17 protein-coding genes are annotated in these 15,276 nt (G+C 59.1%); 6 read left to right on the top strand and 11 right to left on the bottom strand.

The window, feature by feature from the left end:
* Positions 1-51: 51 nt before the first annotated feature.
* On the bottom strand, positions 52-1,056 hold the full coding sequence (locus J7399_RS14170; protein WP_209079321.1) for a DctP family TRAP transporter solute-binding subunit: 1,005 nt from the start codon (positions 1,054-1,056) through the stop codon (positions 52-54).
* A 392-nt stretch (positions 1,057-1,448) separates the two neighbouring features.
* On the opposite strand from J7399_RS14170, the gene J7399_RS14165 reads away from it, so the two are divergent.
* The 4 genes from J7399_RS14165 (at position 1,449) to J7399_RS14150 (ending at position 5,593) form a co-directional block, all read left to right on the top strand.
* Positions 1,449-2,540: a fatty acid desaturase gene (locus J7399_RS14165; RefSeq protein WP_209087028.1), complete on the top strand. Its 1,092-nt coding sequence runs from the start codon at positions 1,449-1,451 to the stop codon at positions 2,538-2,540.
* 60 nt (positions 2,541-2,600) lie between these two features.
* Positions 2,601-3,320: an aminoacyl-tRNA hydrolase gene (pth, locus tag J7399_RS14160; RefSeq protein WP_209087027.1), complete on the top strand. Its 720-nt coding sequence runs from the start codon at positions 2,601-2,603 to the stop codon at positions 3,318-3,320.
* A complete protein-coding gene (locus J7399_RS14155; protein ID WP_209087026.1) occupies positions 3,317-4,354 on the top strand; it encodes a DUF2332 family protein in 1,038 nt (345 codons plus the stop codon). The genes pth and J7399_RS14155 overlap by 4 nt, the downstream gene beginning before the upstream one ends.
* A gap of 72 nt (positions 4,355-4,426) precedes the next feature.
* On the top strand, positions 4,427-5,593 hold the full coding sequence (locus J7399_RS14150) for a serine hydrolase (protein ID WP_209087024.1): 1,167 nt from the start codon (positions 4,427-4,429) through the stop codon (positions 5,591-5,593).
* Between the two features lie 65 nt (positions 5,594-5,658).
* Here J7399_RS14150 and J7399_RS14145 read toward each other — a convergent pair whose 3' ends face one another.
* Positions 5,659-7,023 carry an FAD-dependent oxidoreductase gene (locus J7399_RS14145; protein WP_209087022.1) on the bottom strand — a complete coding sequence of 455 codons (1,365 nt, stop codon included), beginning with the start codon at positions 7,021-7,023 and terminating at the stop codon, positions 5,659-5,661.
* A 113-nt stretch (positions 7,024-7,136) separates the two neighbouring features.
* Between J7399_RS14145 and J7399_RS14140 the strand changes: the two genes are divergently transcribed.
* A complete protein-coding gene (locus tag J7399_RS14140; protein ID WP_209087020.1) occupies positions 7,137-7,511 on the top strand; it encodes a DUF2237 domain-containing protein in 375 nt (124 codons plus the stop codon).
* A gap of 166 nt (positions 7,512-7,677) precedes the next feature.
* Complete coding sequence (locus tag J7399_RS14135; protein ID WP_209087018.1) at positions 7,678-7,998, top strand: antibiotic biosynthesis monooxygenase; 321 nt, start codon at positions 7,678-7,680, stop codon at positions 7,996-7,998.
* Between the two features lie 46 nt (positions 7,999-8,044).
* Here J7399_RS14135 and J7399_RS14130 read toward each other — a convergent pair whose 3' ends face one another.
* From J7399_RS14130 to J7399_RS14090, 9 genes are all read right to left on the bottom strand, one after another.
* Positions 8,045-8,557 carry a helix-turn-helix transcriptional regulator gene (locus tag J7399_RS14130; RefSeq protein WP_209063594.1) on the bottom strand — a complete coding sequence of 171 codons (513 nt, stop codon included), beginning with the start codon at positions 8,555-8,557 and terminating at the stop codon, positions 8,045-8,047.
* Between the two features lie 15 nt (positions 8,558-8,572).
* Positions 8,573-9,085 (bottom strand): hypothetical protein, encoded by a 513-nt coding sequence (locus tag J7399_RS14125; RefSeq protein ID WP_209087016.1) that lies wholly within the window; start codon positions 9,083-9,085, stop codon positions 8,573-8,575.
* Positions 9,086-10,006: 921 nt separating this feature from the next.
* The gene (locus J7399_RS14120) at positions 10,007-10,264 is read right to left on the bottom strand and encodes a hypothetical protein (protein ID WP_209063599.1); all 258 of its coding nucleotides are present in this window, start codon (positions 10,262-10,264) and stop codon (positions 10,007-10,009) included.
* Positions 10,265-10,464: 200 nt separating this feature from the next.
* Complete coding sequence (trpB, locus tag J7399_RS14115; protein WP_209087014.1) at positions 10,465-11,718, bottom strand: tryptophan synthase subunit beta; 1,254 nt, start codon at positions 11,716-11,718, stop codon at positions 10,465-10,467.
* A gap of 95 nt (positions 11,719-11,813) precedes the next feature.
* Positions 11,814-12,215 carry a hypothetical protein gene (locus J7399_RS14110; protein ID WP_209087012.1) on the bottom strand — a complete coding sequence of 134 codons (402 nt, stop codon included), beginning with the start codon at positions 12,213-12,215 and terminating at the stop codon, positions 11,814-11,816.
* A 30-nt stretch (positions 12,216-12,245) separates the two neighbouring features.
* Entirely contained in the window at positions 12,246-12,890 is a 645-nt protein-coding gene (locus J7399_RS14105; protein ID WP_209087010.1) for a phosphoribosylanthranilate isomerase, read from the bottom strand.
* A gap of 39 nt (positions 12,891-12,929) precedes the next feature.
* Complete coding sequence (locus J7399_RS14100; protein ID WP_209063609.1) at positions 12,930-13,280, bottom strand: LapA family protein; 351 nt, start codon at positions 13,278-13,280, stop codon at positions 12,930-12,932.
* Between the two features lie 3 nt (positions 13,281-13,283).
* Positions 13,284-13,565: an integration host factor subunit beta gene (gene ihfB / locus J7399_RS14095; protein ID WP_209063612.1), complete on the bottom strand. Its 282-nt coding sequence runs from the start codon at positions 13,563-13,565 to the stop codon at positions 13,284-13,286.
* Between the two features lie 291 nt (positions 13,566-13,856).
* Positions 13,857-15,137, bottom strand: coding sequence for a DUF3422 domain-containing protein (locus tag J7399_RS14090; RefSeq protein WP_209087008.1), 1,281 nt, complete (start codon positions 15,135-15,137; stop codon positions 13,857-13,859).
* Between the last annotated feature and the right edge of the window lie 139 nt (positions 15,138-15,276).

Here is a 15,276-nt window from a genome sequence, read left to right as displayed (position 1 = left end):
GGCCATTGGCGGCCCGCCCGCTCAAATTTGATCAGGATTTACGCCCTGAAATCAGCCTGCGGCGTTGATCGCCTGCGCTGCGTCGATGTTGTCCTGGCCAACATCGTCAGTGAATTTCTCCCAAACCGGCTTCATGGCTTCAACCCAAGCCAGACGCTGTTCTGGGGTCAGCTCACGAATGGTGCCGCCCGCATCGATGATGGACTGACGCGCTGCTTGGTTCACCGCTTCCGCTTCTTTGTTGCGGGTGTGGGTCACCTCTTGGAAGATGGTGATGAACTGGGTGCGCACATCTTCTGGCAGGCTGTCGAGCCAATCAACAGAGGTCACAACCAGATAGTCCAGAATGCCGTGGTTGGTCTCTGTGATGCCGTCCTGCACCTCAAAGAACTTCTTGCCGTAGATGTTGGACCAGGTGTTCTCCTGACCGTCCACAACGCCCTGCTGCAGTGCGCCGTAAACTTCGGAGAAGGCCATCTTCTGCGGGGAGCCACCCATGGCTTCCATCTGGGCCACAAGCACGTCAGAGGACTGTACGCGGAACTTCAGGCCGTTTGCATCGGTTGGAGTTTCCAGCGGCACATTGGCAGACATCTGCTTCATGCCGTTGTGCCAGTAACCCAGCCCCTGCAGACCACGGCGCTGCATGCTGTCCAGCATCGCCTGACCTTTGTCAGAGGCTTGGAACGCATCCACGGCCGCGATGTCTTTGAACATGAACGGCAGGTCAAACAGGCGGAACTGTTTGGTGAATTTTTCAAACTTGGACAACGAAGGCGCGGCCAGTTGAACGTCGCCCTGCAGCATCGCTTCCAGCACTTTGTTGTCGTTATAGAGTGTGGAGTTCGGGAAGACCTCCATGCACATCTTGCCGTCCATCTCTTCGTTCACGCGCTTTTCCAAGAGCGACGCAGCAATCCCTTTTGGGTGCTTGTCGGTGTTGGTCACGTGGCTGAATTTGACGACGATTTCGCCATCGTCACAGGCCGCAGCCGCAAAGCTCGCGCCGGTGACAGTCAGGGCCATCGCTGTGGCCGCAGTGGTCAAGAATTTCATATCTTTTTCCTCCCAGATATTCGTTCAAGTGCCGTCAGCGCCCAGAAGTGCTCAAAGCGCTGGATGACAGGACTGTGGCCCTACCGAAGAGACCGCTCAACAATTTCTTGCATATGTCCCCTCTTGAAATTTTTTCGTCACAAAAACAGATGGTTATCGGCAAAATACCCACTTACCCCGATAGGCGGCCTTCAAAAACGTGCGAAATCCCGCACAGGCGAGACAGGGGTTGTGCGGAAATCCGCACAACTGGGAAAGCGGCTAGCAGCCCTATGAAACGCCAAGTTAAGGCAAGCTACGGTAGGAGCGCCCTTCGCAGGCGATTTGCACATTGACGCTCCCCCTGCGCAGCTTAGGCTGGCGACAACACCATTTTGAACGCTGAAAACCCGATGTCTGATACCGCACCGCGCCCCAAGGGGATCTCTCCGCATTCCCGCCGCCACAATGAAATGCGCAAAGCTGCTTTGGCCGCGCACCCAGAGCTGGCCGCCCTGTCCGGGCCACAGCCGCTGACTGCGCTCGCGCTGCCGGTCTTGCTGGCGGTGCATTGGGGCATCGCATGGGTGATCTCGGATCAGCCGATCTGGGTCATCGGCCTTGCCGCCTTTCTGATCGGGCAGCTGGTCTATCACTCCGCCGCCTCGCTGATCCATGAAACCTGCCACAAGCTGGTGTTCCGCTCCGCGCGTCCAAAGCTGGCCTTTGATCTGGGGCTGGAATTCATCCTCACCTCATACGGCAAACAGCTCACCTATCAGCATCAGCATGTCACCAGCCACCATCCTTTCATCGGCGACTATGACAACGACTATGAGCACGAAGACCTCTGCGCATTGCAGGCGCGCTTTTCCATCGCCAAAACCAGCCCCGCCCTGCAACACGCGCTCACGGGTCTGACCCTCATCCTGCACGCTCTGCCGCTCGGCTCTGTGTTCATCGCCGACAAGATCCTGCCCCCGCTTTACGCTTGGGCCTCTGGCCGCCCGGTGCGCGATCCGCAACCGCGCTTCACCGGCACCTCTCCTGACACGGCCGAAATGCGCCCTTTTATCATCACCTCTGTGATCTCAAATCTCGTGATGCTGGCGCTGCTGGGCCCTTGGGCGCTGCTCTACCACCTCTGGTCCCTGTCCTTTTTCCTCGGAAAACTAGGGGTGACCAACCTTGGCCAATCCCTCACCGAGCATCCCGGCGACGATGATGTGAACCCGACGCGCTCGACCTATGGGCCGATCAACTGGCTGCTGTTCAACACCGGCTATCACAACGAGCATCACTCCTTCCCCAATGTCCCATGGACGCGCCTGCCCACCCTGCGCCGTGTGGCACCGGAGGTGTTTCATGCCGAAGCCGAGCGCAGCTACATTGGCGCTTGGTGGGATCATGTGCGCCATGATTTCACCGCGTCTCGTCGCCTGAAACTGCATGAGGAAGATCACCTGACCCGCTGTCAGGGCGGAGAGATCAAACCCGCGGAGTGATTTGCCTCAGCCGCGCAGCATCCCTATACTGCAGCGCAGAAATCACAGCGAGCAGATCTCATGAAACTCTTCGTCGGCCTTGGCAACCCGGGGGCCAAATACGCGCAAAACCGCCACAACATTGGCTTTATGGCGATGGATCAGATCGCCTCTGACCACGGCTTTGCGCCTTTCAAGGGCAAGTTTCAGGGCGCGCTGACCGAAGGGCGACTGGGGCGTGAGAAGGTGCTGCTGCTGAAGCCTGAAACCTTCATGAACCTCTCCGGCCAGTCGGTTGGCGAGGCGATGCGGTTTTACAAGCTGACCTCTCAGGATGTGGTTGTCTTTCATGACGAGCTGGATCTCGCACCGGGCAAGCTCAAGTACAAAATGGGCGGCGGCCATGCCGGGCACAACGGGCTGCGCTCCATCCATCAGCACATCGGCGAGACCTATGGCCGTGTGCGCATGGGCATTGGCCATCCGGGCCGCAAAGAGCTGGTGAGCGGCTATGTGCTGCGCGATTTTGCCAAGGCAGATCAGGATTGGCTTGATGACATGCTGCGCGGGATTTCTGACGGCGCGGCGCATCTGGCCGAAGGGGACACCGCAAAGTTCTCAAACGCGGTCGCCATGCGCCTGAACCCGCCGCGGCCCTCCACCGGCACCAAAGGCCCGAAAGCGGGGGGCACCCCCGCCCCTGCCAAAGCGGAAACCGCAAAACCCAAGGCAGAGGGCAAGCCCGCCCCCGAAGAGGACAGCCGCAGCCATTTGCAAAAACTGATGGACAAGTTCTCATGAACGCCCTGAGTGCGGCGTTTTTGGAGCAGGCGGACAGCTGCGACGCCTTGGACAGCCCGTTTATGGGTCGTCTGCTGCGCATGCTTTCTGCCAACTGCCCCACAGACACCGCACTTGCCAAAAAATGCGCCACATTTGCGGGCGACATCGGCCCCAAAGGCCACAGCCTACCCTTGCGCATCGCCAGCGGCCTGCATGCACTGGTGCTGAAACAAACAGATCCAGCGCTGGCAACGGTCTATCCGCCCAACGCACCGGCGGACCCAGAGCTGCAAGACGCGGTCCTCGCCGCCCTGCACCGCCATGACGCCTTTTTGTGTGACTGGATCACAAATGCGCCGCAAACCAACGAAGTGCGCCGCAGCGCCGTCCTGATCGCCACGGCGCAGCTGCTGACCGCGCGCTTTGGCCTGCCGTTAAAACTTTCCGAGCTTGGGGCCTCTGCCGGTCTCAACCTGATGTTTAACCACTTCCACCTCGCCGTGGGTGACGGCTATGGGCCGCAAAGCGACGTCGTGCTGACACCTGACTGGCAAGGCGCGCTGCCGCCACAAGGCGCGCTCTCGGTGGTGGACTGCCGCGGCGTCGACCTGCACCCTCTCAACAGCCATGATCCCGAGCACGCGCTGCGGCTTCAGGCCTATCTGTGGGCCGATCAAGCCGAGCGCATCACCCGCACCCGCGCCGCCATCGCCGTGCAGGACGCGCCGGTAGATGCCAGCGATGCGATAGACTGGCTGGAGGCGCGTGTTGCCGCCCCACAGAGCGGCGCGCTGCATATCGTCTACTCCACCGTGGCTTGGCAGTATTTTCCTGCAGCGGGCCAGATGCGCGGCACCAAGATCATGGAAGCCGCAGGGGCCAAAGCCACCGAAACCGCACCCCTCGCTTGGCTCTCTTATGAAGCCGATGACCAGACACCCGGCGCGGCGCTCACCCTACGCCTTTGGCCCGGTGATGTGACCATAAACCTCGGCCGCGCAGATTTTCATGGCCGCTGGGTAGACTGGCAGGCCCCAGAGAAGCTCACCTAACGTCAGCATTGCAGCCCAGCCCCGCAAGATGCTCAACTTATTTAAAAGGTGAGGCATTTCGGGGAGGAAAAAATGCGCACATTCGGGAAGTGGCTGGGCCGCATATTGCTGATGCTCGCTCTGGCGGCCGTGGCGGTCTATTTTCTCAAACGCGAAGAGATCACCCGGCTTCTGGCGGTGAACTCCCTCTTTGCCGAAGAAAAGATCGTCTCCAACTTCTCCAATATGGACACGCTGTTCCTCACTGCAGACATCGCACAGGGCGACGCTGCGGTCAGCCCCCTGCCAAGCGGCACAGCCATGCAAATGCCAGCCCGCTTTGAAAGCTGGCTCAAAGAGCGCGCCGTGACCAGCCTCGTTGTGCTCAAAGACGGAGCGGTTGTGCATGAGAGCTACCATCAGGACACCGCGCCTGAGGATCTGAAGATCAGCTGGTCGGTGGCAAAATCCTATCTGTCCTCCCTCATGGGGATTGTGCTGGCGGAAGGCCACATCGAGAGCCTTGACGATCCGGTCACCAAATATGCGCCTGTGCTCAAAGGCTCGGCCTATGACGGCGCAACCATCAAGAACGTGCTTCAGATGTCTTCAGGGGTGACTTTCAACGAGGACTATCTGGATTTTCATTCTGATATCAACCGCATGGGCCGCGTTCTTGCCTTGGGTGGCACATTGGACGGCTTTGCCGCGGGCCTCACAGAGACCTTCGTCGCACCGGGCACGCAGTTTCAATATGTCTCGATTGACACCCATGTCATCGGCATGGTGATCCGTGGCGCCACCGGCCGGTCCATCCCCGATCTTCTGGGGGAAAAGATCATCTCCAAGCTCGGCTATGAGCAGATGCCTTACTACGTCACCGATGGCGAAGGCGTGGCCTTTGTCTTGGGCGGGCTGAATATCCGCACGCGTGACTATGCCCGCTTTGGTCAGATGGTCCTGCAAGAGGGCCAATATGGCGGCGAACAGATCGTGCCGGCTGACTGGCTGGCCGCCGCCACCGTGCCCAGCGCCAACACCCAGCCCGGCAAGCTGCACTATGGCTATCAGTGGTGGATGCCCAAGGACCCGCGCGAGGGAGAGTTCTTTGGCATCGGTGTTTATGGGCAATACATCTACATCAACCGCGCTGAGGGCGTGGTGATCGCGGTAAACTCTGCAGACCGGAAGTTCAAGGAAAGCGGCGTCACCGATGGCAATATCGCCCTGTTCCGCGAGATTGCGGAAACCGCTCAGTAATAAAGTGGACGGACGGGGGCTGGCTGCCCCCGCACCCCCGCGAGTATTTCTGGCAGAATGAAGCCTTAGTGGACCCGCGCGCCCTGTGCTTCCAAGCCAGCCTGAATATCTGAGATATTGAGCGCATCGAGCGCGCGGTCTTGCTTCACAGCCAGCGCTGCAGCCACGCCAGCCCCCTGCCCGATCACCGCACAGCAGGCCATATTGCGGGTGGCCGCATGGGCAATCTTATGCCCTGCCGTGGCGCGGCCGGAGATCAGCAGATTTTTCACACCCTGGGGCAGAAGGTTGCGGTAAGGCACCTCAAAATAGCGCCCAGTGGTGGGCAGGATCAAAACGCCATAGCCGTCGATAAACTCGGGGAAAATCCCGATGCTGTCTTCAAAGCGCCCCTGCTCGCGCACATCCAGCTCGCTCATGGCATAGACCGTGTCCACCTTGCGCGTGTCGCGGATGCCCAAAGTCATGCCAAAGTTCCTGAGGCGCGCGTTCTCACAGCCCGGCAGGAAGCGTTTGAGCGCCTCAATCGCCAGCATGGTCTGACGGCGGCCTTCGATCTCGCCATAGGTCAGACTGTCCGGATCGGTGCCGTCAATCCCGTCCAGATGGATCAGGTTCATATAGGTCAGCTCTCCGGTGTCATGCATCGCCCCCCAGGTGCCTGCGATGGTGTTCAGATGAGGCGGGATCAGCCCGGCCTCGATGGCCTGCGCAAAGGGTTTGTAGAGGAAGGGGGAGAACATCTGATCCTCTTTGCCAGAGGTTTCGATGTTCCATTCACCGCCGCCGCCCCAATCGGCGTAGGTCTGTGGATCAGCCTTGATGCCCTCCATAAAGGCGCTTTTGTCGACACCTGCGAGGTGGAACATCACCGAGGCCGCCATCAGATTTTCGCGCGGGGCCATCTGGCAAGGCGCGCCTGCCCGATGCGCCACATCCGCATCGCCGGTGGCGTCGATCACCACTTTGGCCAGGATCGCCTCACGGCCTGCCTTGGATTCGGTGATGATGCCTTTGATCTCATCGCCTTCCATGATCGGGGCCACAAAGGCGCGGTGCAGCATCGGGTGAATGCCCGCCTTCTGCACCATCTGGTCCGCCACCAGTTTGAAGCCTTCGCTGTCAATCTCATAGCTGAGGGACTGGCTTTCCGGCACCGCGGCACCTGCCTCTTTGGCGGCGTCCTCAAACTCCTTGGGGATGCCCATGCTCTCCACGGTTTGCTCGTGGCGATACCAATGCATGCCTTCCACGCCGACCACAGTGATATTACCGCCAAAGCAGCCAAAGCGCTCCACCAGCGTGACCTCCACACCGGCGCGCGCCGCAGCCAAAGCAGCGGACAAGCCGCCGGGGCCTGAGCCCACAACAAGTACGTCGGTCTCGTGGATCACATCAATCTGGCGGGCGGGTTCGGTAATCTGTTTCATAGGCGCCATGCTTCGCGCAGCCGCCCCGATGGGTCAATTCATTTCTTGAATGGCCATTCAATTTTTCAGACTGCGCATTGCCCCGTGAGCATCACGTATGCAATGCTAACGCCATGATCGAAAAAGACGCTTCCGTAAATGTGCTGGGCGGCGCGCTTGCCCCCTGCTCCACCAATCCGGTCACCGGCTTCTTTCGCGACGGTCATTGCAACACCTGCGAACAGGATCAGGGCAGCCACACCGTATGTGCGGTGATGACAGCCGAATTCCTCGCCTATTCCAAATATGTCGGCAACGACCTGTCCACCCCTCGACCGGAGTTCAACTTTGCAGGCCTCAAACCCGGGGATCACTGGTGCCTGTGTGCCGCGCGCTTCCTGCAGGCCCATGACGAAGGCTGCGCGCCCAAGGCCAATCTGGCGGCCACCCACCAAAAGGCCCTTGATATCGTGCCTTTGCGCGTCTTGCAGGAACACGCCCTGCCCTGAGACTGTGGCGCCCGATCTGCGGCGCGCCAATATGCCCTATATCTTGAGCGATTGACCTGCGCGCGCAAGTTGTGCCACTACTGCGCCTCTGCGCCAGCCCCGCCGTTTTGTTCGGCCAGCAAGCCTACATTCCCGCAGTGAACACACGCATCAGAAAGGCATTGCCATGGGCTATATCGCTATGAACCGCTTCAAAATCGCCGAGGGCCGTGAAGCGGACTTTGAAGAGGTCTGGAAAGCGCGCGAAAGCCGCCTCAAAGAGCTCAAGGGATTTCGCGAGTTTCGCCTGCTGAAAGGCCCGAAGGGCGACGGCTTCACCCTCTATTCCAGCCATGTATTGTGGGACCAACAGGCGGATTTTCAGGCCTGGACCAAGTCGGAGCAATTCCGGGATGCCCACCGCAACTCCGGCAACTCCAAAACCGAAGGCGTGATCATCGGCCGCCCGGAATTTGAAGGCTTTGAAACCGTACTGCACGAAGCCTGAGCGCAAATATTATCGGAACGCCTACAGTCGGGCGCTCCGTGAACCTCTAGGCCTCTTCGGCCAGCAGATCATCCAAGAACAGGCTCATAAGCTGGGCGCGCCCGCTCACGCCCGCCTTCCGGTAGATCGCATTGCACTGCGCCTTGACCGTGCCTTCTGAGGTTTCGCGTAACCCCGCGATTTCCTGAATAGACAGACCTTTGATCGAAAACAGCGCCACATCCCGCTCTGCCGGGGTCAATTCCCAATGCGCAAAGCTGGCGTCAATATGTTCGCGGAAGGCTTTCTGAACCTGAGCCAGGTTGGCCTCTGCCCTCGCCCGCGCACGAAACGCCTGACGCAGCGCAACCGCGCCCAGGATCGCGCCGAGCAGCAGCCCCAAGGCGGCGCCGATTTCAAGAAGTTCGCGCACATGCCATGGGATCGGCACACTTCTGATCCCCAAGATCGAGGCCAGAATCTCAAACAGAAAGAACAGCGCACAAAACGACTGTAGCGCCAGGAGCGCCAACAACACCCCTGAAGACTTCACACATGCCCCCCACAGCGGCAGCCCCATATGCCGCACCACATGTTAGTTGTCCCAACCACCCGTGGCATCATCTCCTTGACCTCCGTCATGGCCCCCATCATGACCTCCGCCATAGTCTCCGTGATCTCCCCCGTCGTGACCGCCATCCCAACTCTCGGCATGTCCTCCGTCCCAGTCGTCGTTGTCTACATCACCAAAATCGCCGCCAAACGCATTGTCGGTCTCACGATGTGAGCCACCGGAATCATAATCAGGGTCATCGCCACTGAATAAACCGTCATAGGCCCCATCGTCACCGCCGATGGCATCTGCTGTAAAATCGGTGTCTTCGTACATGTCATCGTCATGCGTCCCGGAGCGCTGAGCGCCACGGCGGTCTTGTCCAGCTTCTGTGCCAATGTTACCTCTGCGCGCGTCAGTGCTGCTGTCGCGCTGCGCGCGGGGGAGCGTTTGATCACTACGGTCAGTGTGCGTGTAATCACGCAAAATCTCACCGGTGCGTCGATTGACGATAATCTCGCGCTCAACCTCACCCTTTTGGGCCTCAATACGCATGCGCCCAAGCCACGTACGGCTGACGGTTATTTCAGAGTAGCCCTGCTGGTTAAGCTGTCGCGCGATAGACTGAGCCCGACTTTCAGCAGCAAGAGACCCAGCTGAAGAAATCAGCAAGGCCGCACTCAACAAAAATTTCAACTCTCTTGTCGCCATCTACCAATCCAATAGTGCCGGCGCTTTCTCCCAAAGCGCCGGCCACCTGAAAGCGTCTATCGTGTCCTACATGTAATATGTCCGTGAGTGGATGGCAAAACACTGATCCGCAGAGGGGAAATTCTGCAACACGCTTTCAAGACTTCCAAAAATGGTTGTCTGCGCTTCTAAACAAGTGCCTCCTCTGTCTTAGCGATCGCTGTAGTCTCCGCGCGCCCTTGCGCTTTGGGTTTGCGAATAGTCACTCTCAGCCCACTTTTTTCTGTGCCACCTCCTGCCAACGGAACTGCACTATCGTCGGTGTCCGCATGAGCTCTTGGGCCGCTCCTGCGCCAAGATGCTGGGAAACTCACTGTCATGGCGACAGCTTCTTTACCTGCGCGTTGTCCCGAAACTCTCAATTCACCATCGATACAGCCGACGCGCGCCTCCGAAAATCCGCTAGCGCGCATCGCAGTAGATAACCGCTTCCCGGCTTTAAAATCGAAACCTGGATGTTCCACTTGAGGTCCAAGTGGTGCGGCATTCTGCTCTGCTCGGTTCATCGACAACTCCGTGAGTACAATTGCGAAGAAGTGGCCTCCCTTTCATAGGAAGCGCAGGGTCGAATTGCCCGAGCGCGGCACGGTGCGCTATAGAACTTCGGTTTAATTAGTCATGCATAACCTGCGGGTTTATGCGCATAAACTCAGGTTTATGCACCCTCGGACGCCCTGCTTGCCAAGGCACGCCTCATCGAACATGTCTCCAGCGCAGAAAATCCACTCAGAGCACAAACCTGTGCTCATAGGGCGCTTTCCGCTCCCGACGTGATCCATGCGGCAGGGTCAGGTACTGCGTCTTCGGCATCTTGCCTGACGCGCTGGCCACCACGGTCAGCTGGCAATCCGTGAGAATATACTCAATGTCCTGATAGCCCTGCGCCTGCATCGAGGTGACCACACGCTCCGCAAGCCGCTTGGCGCGATCAAGCCCGGTGTTTTCTGAAATACGCACGCCGATTTGTTCATTGGTCTGTGTCATCTGGCTCTCCTTCCCAGCAGATCGGACAGCTGCTTGCGGGCTCAACTCCGCATCACAGCCTGTCTCAAAACCCTAGCAAGTTGTGCCCCAGCGCCAGCACACACCGGAGATCAGCGGCCATCGCTTCCGCATAGCCACCTATACAAAAGAAGAGAGCGCCCCGAAGGACGCTCCAAACTCAAACCACGAGGTCCGCCGGATCAGTCGGCGGTGCGGCCTTCGGTGTCAGACATGTCAAAGCCCAGATGGCGCGCCACGGTCTGCACGTCTTTGTCGCCACGGCCACACATGTTCATCACGATGATATGGTCCTTGGGCAGATCACCTGCGATCTTCATCACATGAGCCAGCGCATGGCTTGGCTCCAGCGCCGGAATGATGCCTTCCATCGCACAGGAGAACTGGAACGCCTCCAGCGCTTCTTTGTCGGTGATGGAAACATACTGTGCACGGCCCGTGTCATTCAGCCAGCTGTGCTCCGGCCCGATGCCCGGATAATCGAGACCTGCAGAGATCGAATAACCTTCAAGAATCTGGCCATCGTCGTCCTGCAACAGATAGGTGCGGTTGCCATGCAGCACGCCCGGGCGGCCGCCAGTCAGGGAGGCGCAGTGCTCCATTTTCTCATCCACGCCACGACCACCGGCCTCAACACCGATGATGTTGACGGATGGATCATCCAGGAACGGGTAGAACAGGCCCATTGCGTTGGAGCCGCCACCGATTGCGGCAATCACAGTGTCCGGCAGACGGCCTTCGCCTTCCTGCTCTGCAAGCTGCCAGCGCACCTCTTTGCCGATGATGGATTGGAAATCACGCACCATCGCCGGATAAGGATGCGGGCCAGCCACAGTGCCGATGCAGTAGAATGTGTCGCGCACATTGGTCACCCAGTCACGCAGCGCATCGTTCATCGCGTCTTTCAGCGTGCCACGCCCGGAGGTCACAGGCACCACTTCCGCACCCAAAAGGCGCATACGGAAGACGTTTGGCGCCTGACGCTGCACATCATGCGCGCCCATATAGACCACACATTTCAGGCCAAACTTCGCGCAAACCGTTGCGGTCGCCACACCATGCTGGCCAGCACCGGTTTCGGCAATGATGCGGGTCTTGCCCATGCGGCGCGCCAGAATGATCTGGCCCAGCACATTGTTCACCTTATGCGCGCCGGTGTGGTTCAGCTCGTCACGCTTCAGATAGATCTTCGCGCCGCCCAGCTCTTCGGTGATGCGGGAGGCGAAATACAGCGGGCTTGGGCGGCCCACATAGTGTTTCCACAGATCATCCATCTCCGCCCAGAAGGTCGGATCATCCTTGGCCTTTTCATATTCCGCTTCCAGATCCAGGATCAGCGGCATCAGCGTCTCACTGACAAACCGCCCGCCAAAATCGCCAAACCGGCCGTTTTCGTCTGGGCCAGTCATAAAGCTGTTGAAAAGATCGTTGGACATTCAGGTCTCTCCCACGGTGTTTGAATTGTTCTTAGGGGGGTGGATCGGGATTTGCCACCCGAATCTGGATGCGATCCCGCTGGTAACGTGAGGTGTCAGACCATCATCACAGGCATTTGCCGCTGCAAAGGCGCTGGCAGAGCCGCATACCATGCCGACAACGCCACCTCACGCTCCGGCATGGCCTCACTTTCAAAGACATGAAACCGCGAGGTCTCGGTGAGCCGCTCCCGCATCCTCAGCGCCATCCGATGTGGCCCGGTGGTGGCAAAGCCTTTGATGTCTTCCGGACGCTGCCAGACGGTGAGTGAAAAGAAATGGCCCGCATGGGGAATACTTCGGCATGCAGGTTGCCCGCAGAGCGCTTCGCATGGCGCAGCGACAGGATCGCCACCGTCACAAACCGCGGCGTGTCCCACCAATGTCTGAGCTTTGCCGCCCCGATCGCCACCATCACCATCTGCGCATCCTCTTTTGTTGCGAATACGCAGTGGCATGGCGGTCAGACCATAGAATTTTTGCGGGGTTTAGACGGCGCTCAGCGCTGCCTCCATAAAGGCCTGCATCATGCCGACATCTTTCACACCGGGCGCGCTTTCCACACCGGAGGAGAGGTCCACCTGCCGCGCGCCGGTCATCCGGATCGCCTCTGCCACATTGTCGACAGTCAGGCCACCGGCCAGCAACCATGGGCAAGGCCAGTACTTCCGGTTCACCAACCGCCAGTCAAAGGCCAGCCCATTGCCGCCGGGCAAAACCGCATCTTTGGGGGCTTTGGCATCCACTAGCAATTGATCTGCGACGCTGCCAAAGGCATCAATCTGCGCCACATCCGCCGCCTCAGCGATGCCAATCGCCTTGATCACCGGCAGACCAAACCGCGCTTTGACCTCGGCCACCCGCTCAGGGGTTTCTTTGCCGTGCAGCTGCAGGAAATCGAGCGGCACCTTGTCGACAAGCTCTTCCAGAAAAGCGTCGTCCACATTCACCACAAGCCCCACTTTGCCCACGCCCACAGGCGTCGCAAGGCACAGCTCACGCGCCCGCTCAAAATCCACATAGCGTGGCGATTTGGCAAAAAAGTTGAGACCGATATAGGCCGCGCCCGCCTCAGCCGCCGCGACCACATGCTCAGGCTCTTTCAGCCCGCAAATCTTGACCCGAATATCCATGAGACCGCCCTACCGCAGTTGCCATGCAAAGCAAAGGGTTCAGCTTGCCTCATCCAGCAGCGCCAGAACTTCGTCTTTCTTTTCAGCCTCACGGCCTTTCAGACGACGCACTTCGCGTTTGGTCTGGTGCAGCTCGCGCTCCGCTTTGGTCTTGTCAGACCGCATGCGGTGCTCCCGCATCCACTCCCAGACAAAGCCGACCAGCAGGCCGACCACAATTGCCCCGAGGATCACGAGGAACAAAGGCAATTCGATGCTGTGGTTGAGCCCCGCCAGATCGCTCAATGCTTGTGGCAAGAGCGTCAGCGTGACGAGATCCCGATTGGCCAACGCCACCGAGATGAGTGCGGCGCCAAGGGCGCCGAGAAAGGCATAGCGAATGTAGCGCATGGCTTACTTTCCGTTTAGTCGGTCCCGCAACAACTTGCCGGTCTTAAAGAACGGCACGTGCTTTTCTTCTACGTCCACCGACTCCCCCGTGCGCGGGTTGCGCCCGGTGCGGGCCTCGCGCTGTTTTACGGAAAAAGCGCCAAAACCGCGCAGTTCCACGCGGTCTCCCCGGCTCATGGCTTCGGTGATTTCGTCAAATATGGTGTTTACAATGCGCTCAACATCGCGCTGAAACAAATGAGGATTTTCGTCTGCAATTTTTTGAATCAATTCCGAACGGATCATCGGTGTCTATCTCCCTGAGGGCGTGCAGGTCTTACCGCGTGCATCTCTCTGACTATAGGAAGAAAGCGGCTCAACGGAAACGGAAACCCGATGCCCGATGGTGGAAAACCGCTCAAATCCACAGAAATTGCATGGTCAGGCCGCTATTTCTGACAGTTTCCAACAAAGCGCAAGCCCCCTTTTCACACCCACCCTCTGCCGCAGCGCGGCAAGAACCCTTTGATTCGCAACAGAAAGCCGCGCTTTCCGCAGGGTTACCCTCTTCTGCGATAAAGCAGAGGTGATCGTAGTTTAATGCATGCGCGCCTTGATCCGCCGCACCATCCACCAAACCAGCGCCACCACCACCGGGGTCAGCATGGCCGTCATCATGCCCTTGCTCAGCCCCAACGGCCCCGCCAGCGGGTAAACCACATATCCGGCCAGCGAGACCGCATAATAGCTGATCGCCACTACAGACAGCCCCTCTACGGTCTCCTGCAACCGCAGCGCGAGATCGGCGCGCCGGTCCATGCTGGCCAGCAAAGCTTGGTTTTCCGCCGAACGGGCGACCTCCACCTTGGTGCGCAACAGCTGCGCCGCCCGACCCACACGCTCCGCCAAAGATTGCAAACGGCTCTGGCTGTGCTTCACCGTCCGCATCGCCGGATCATAGCGCCGCGTCATAAACTCCCGAAACGTCTGCCGCCCCTGAAACCGCTCCTCCCGCAGCACATCGATCCGTTGAAACACAATCGTTTCATAGGCCCCGGTGGCTCCGAACCGGAAAGAGGTGTCCGCGATCAGACGTTCCAGATCCCCGGACAGCCCCAGCAGGCTTTGCAGCGTCGCAGCCGCGTCCCCTTCCTCACTGCGCAATCTCCCCATCAGACGCCCCGCATCCGCCTCCAGCGCCCCTAGCTCTCCGGAAATGGCCTTCACCCGGAAATAGCCCAGCATCGACATGCACTTATAGGTCTCAATCTCGCACAAACGCTGCACCACACGGCCCACACGGCGCGCGCCCGTATCCGGCGCGACAAAGACCGCCATGCACTGATGGCCATTGGCCGCGATGCGAAAATCAGTCGCCACCACGCAGGAGCCATCCAGCACATAGTTCATCGCCACCGCTTCCTGCAAAAACCAGCTGTCGATCTGTGTATTGATCTCTGCCTCATCGGACATCGGTGCCACACGGATCATCGCCGAGGTCACCCGCTGCCCTGGCGCGGCCGCAAGCCAATCTGTTGGAAACACATCAAAATCCACCGGATCAAACGCCCGTGCGCTCAGCTGCGGCAGAAACACTGTGTAGGTCACAAACTCCGCATGCTGCTCCCACTTCAACGTGTCCCGCCCGATCTGACAGGTGAAATGGGTCGCCTCCGGATTGGGATGCGCCACCCCAAACCGGTCCAGCAAATCAATCAGATGCGCCCGCGCAGCCTCTCCTCCGGTGCCCAGATGATCCGGCGCGATCCGCCACGCCACAAAAACCGCGCGGCAGGGCACATCCAAAGTTGGAAACGGACGCGCATGCAGCTCATTGGCAAGCTTGTAGCGCAAAGGGTCATCCTTGATCGGCGTCATAGCAGGCTCCGTGTGACAGTCGGCGCACTATACGACAGAAACCCAAGACATCAATTATTCTTTTATTTCAGCATGTTACGTGAATACCGCGGTATACAAACCCGCTATCCCCTTGATTTGGGCATGTTTTGCCGCGGCC

Origin of the sequence: Shimia sp. R9_1 (assembly GCF_017743775.1) — a bacterium.
Classification (GTDB): domain Bacteria; phylum Pseudomonadota; class Alphaproteobacteria; order Rhodobacterales; family Rhodobacteraceae; genus Shimia.
This window is presented reverse-complemented; position numbering and strand designations above follow the sequence as displayed.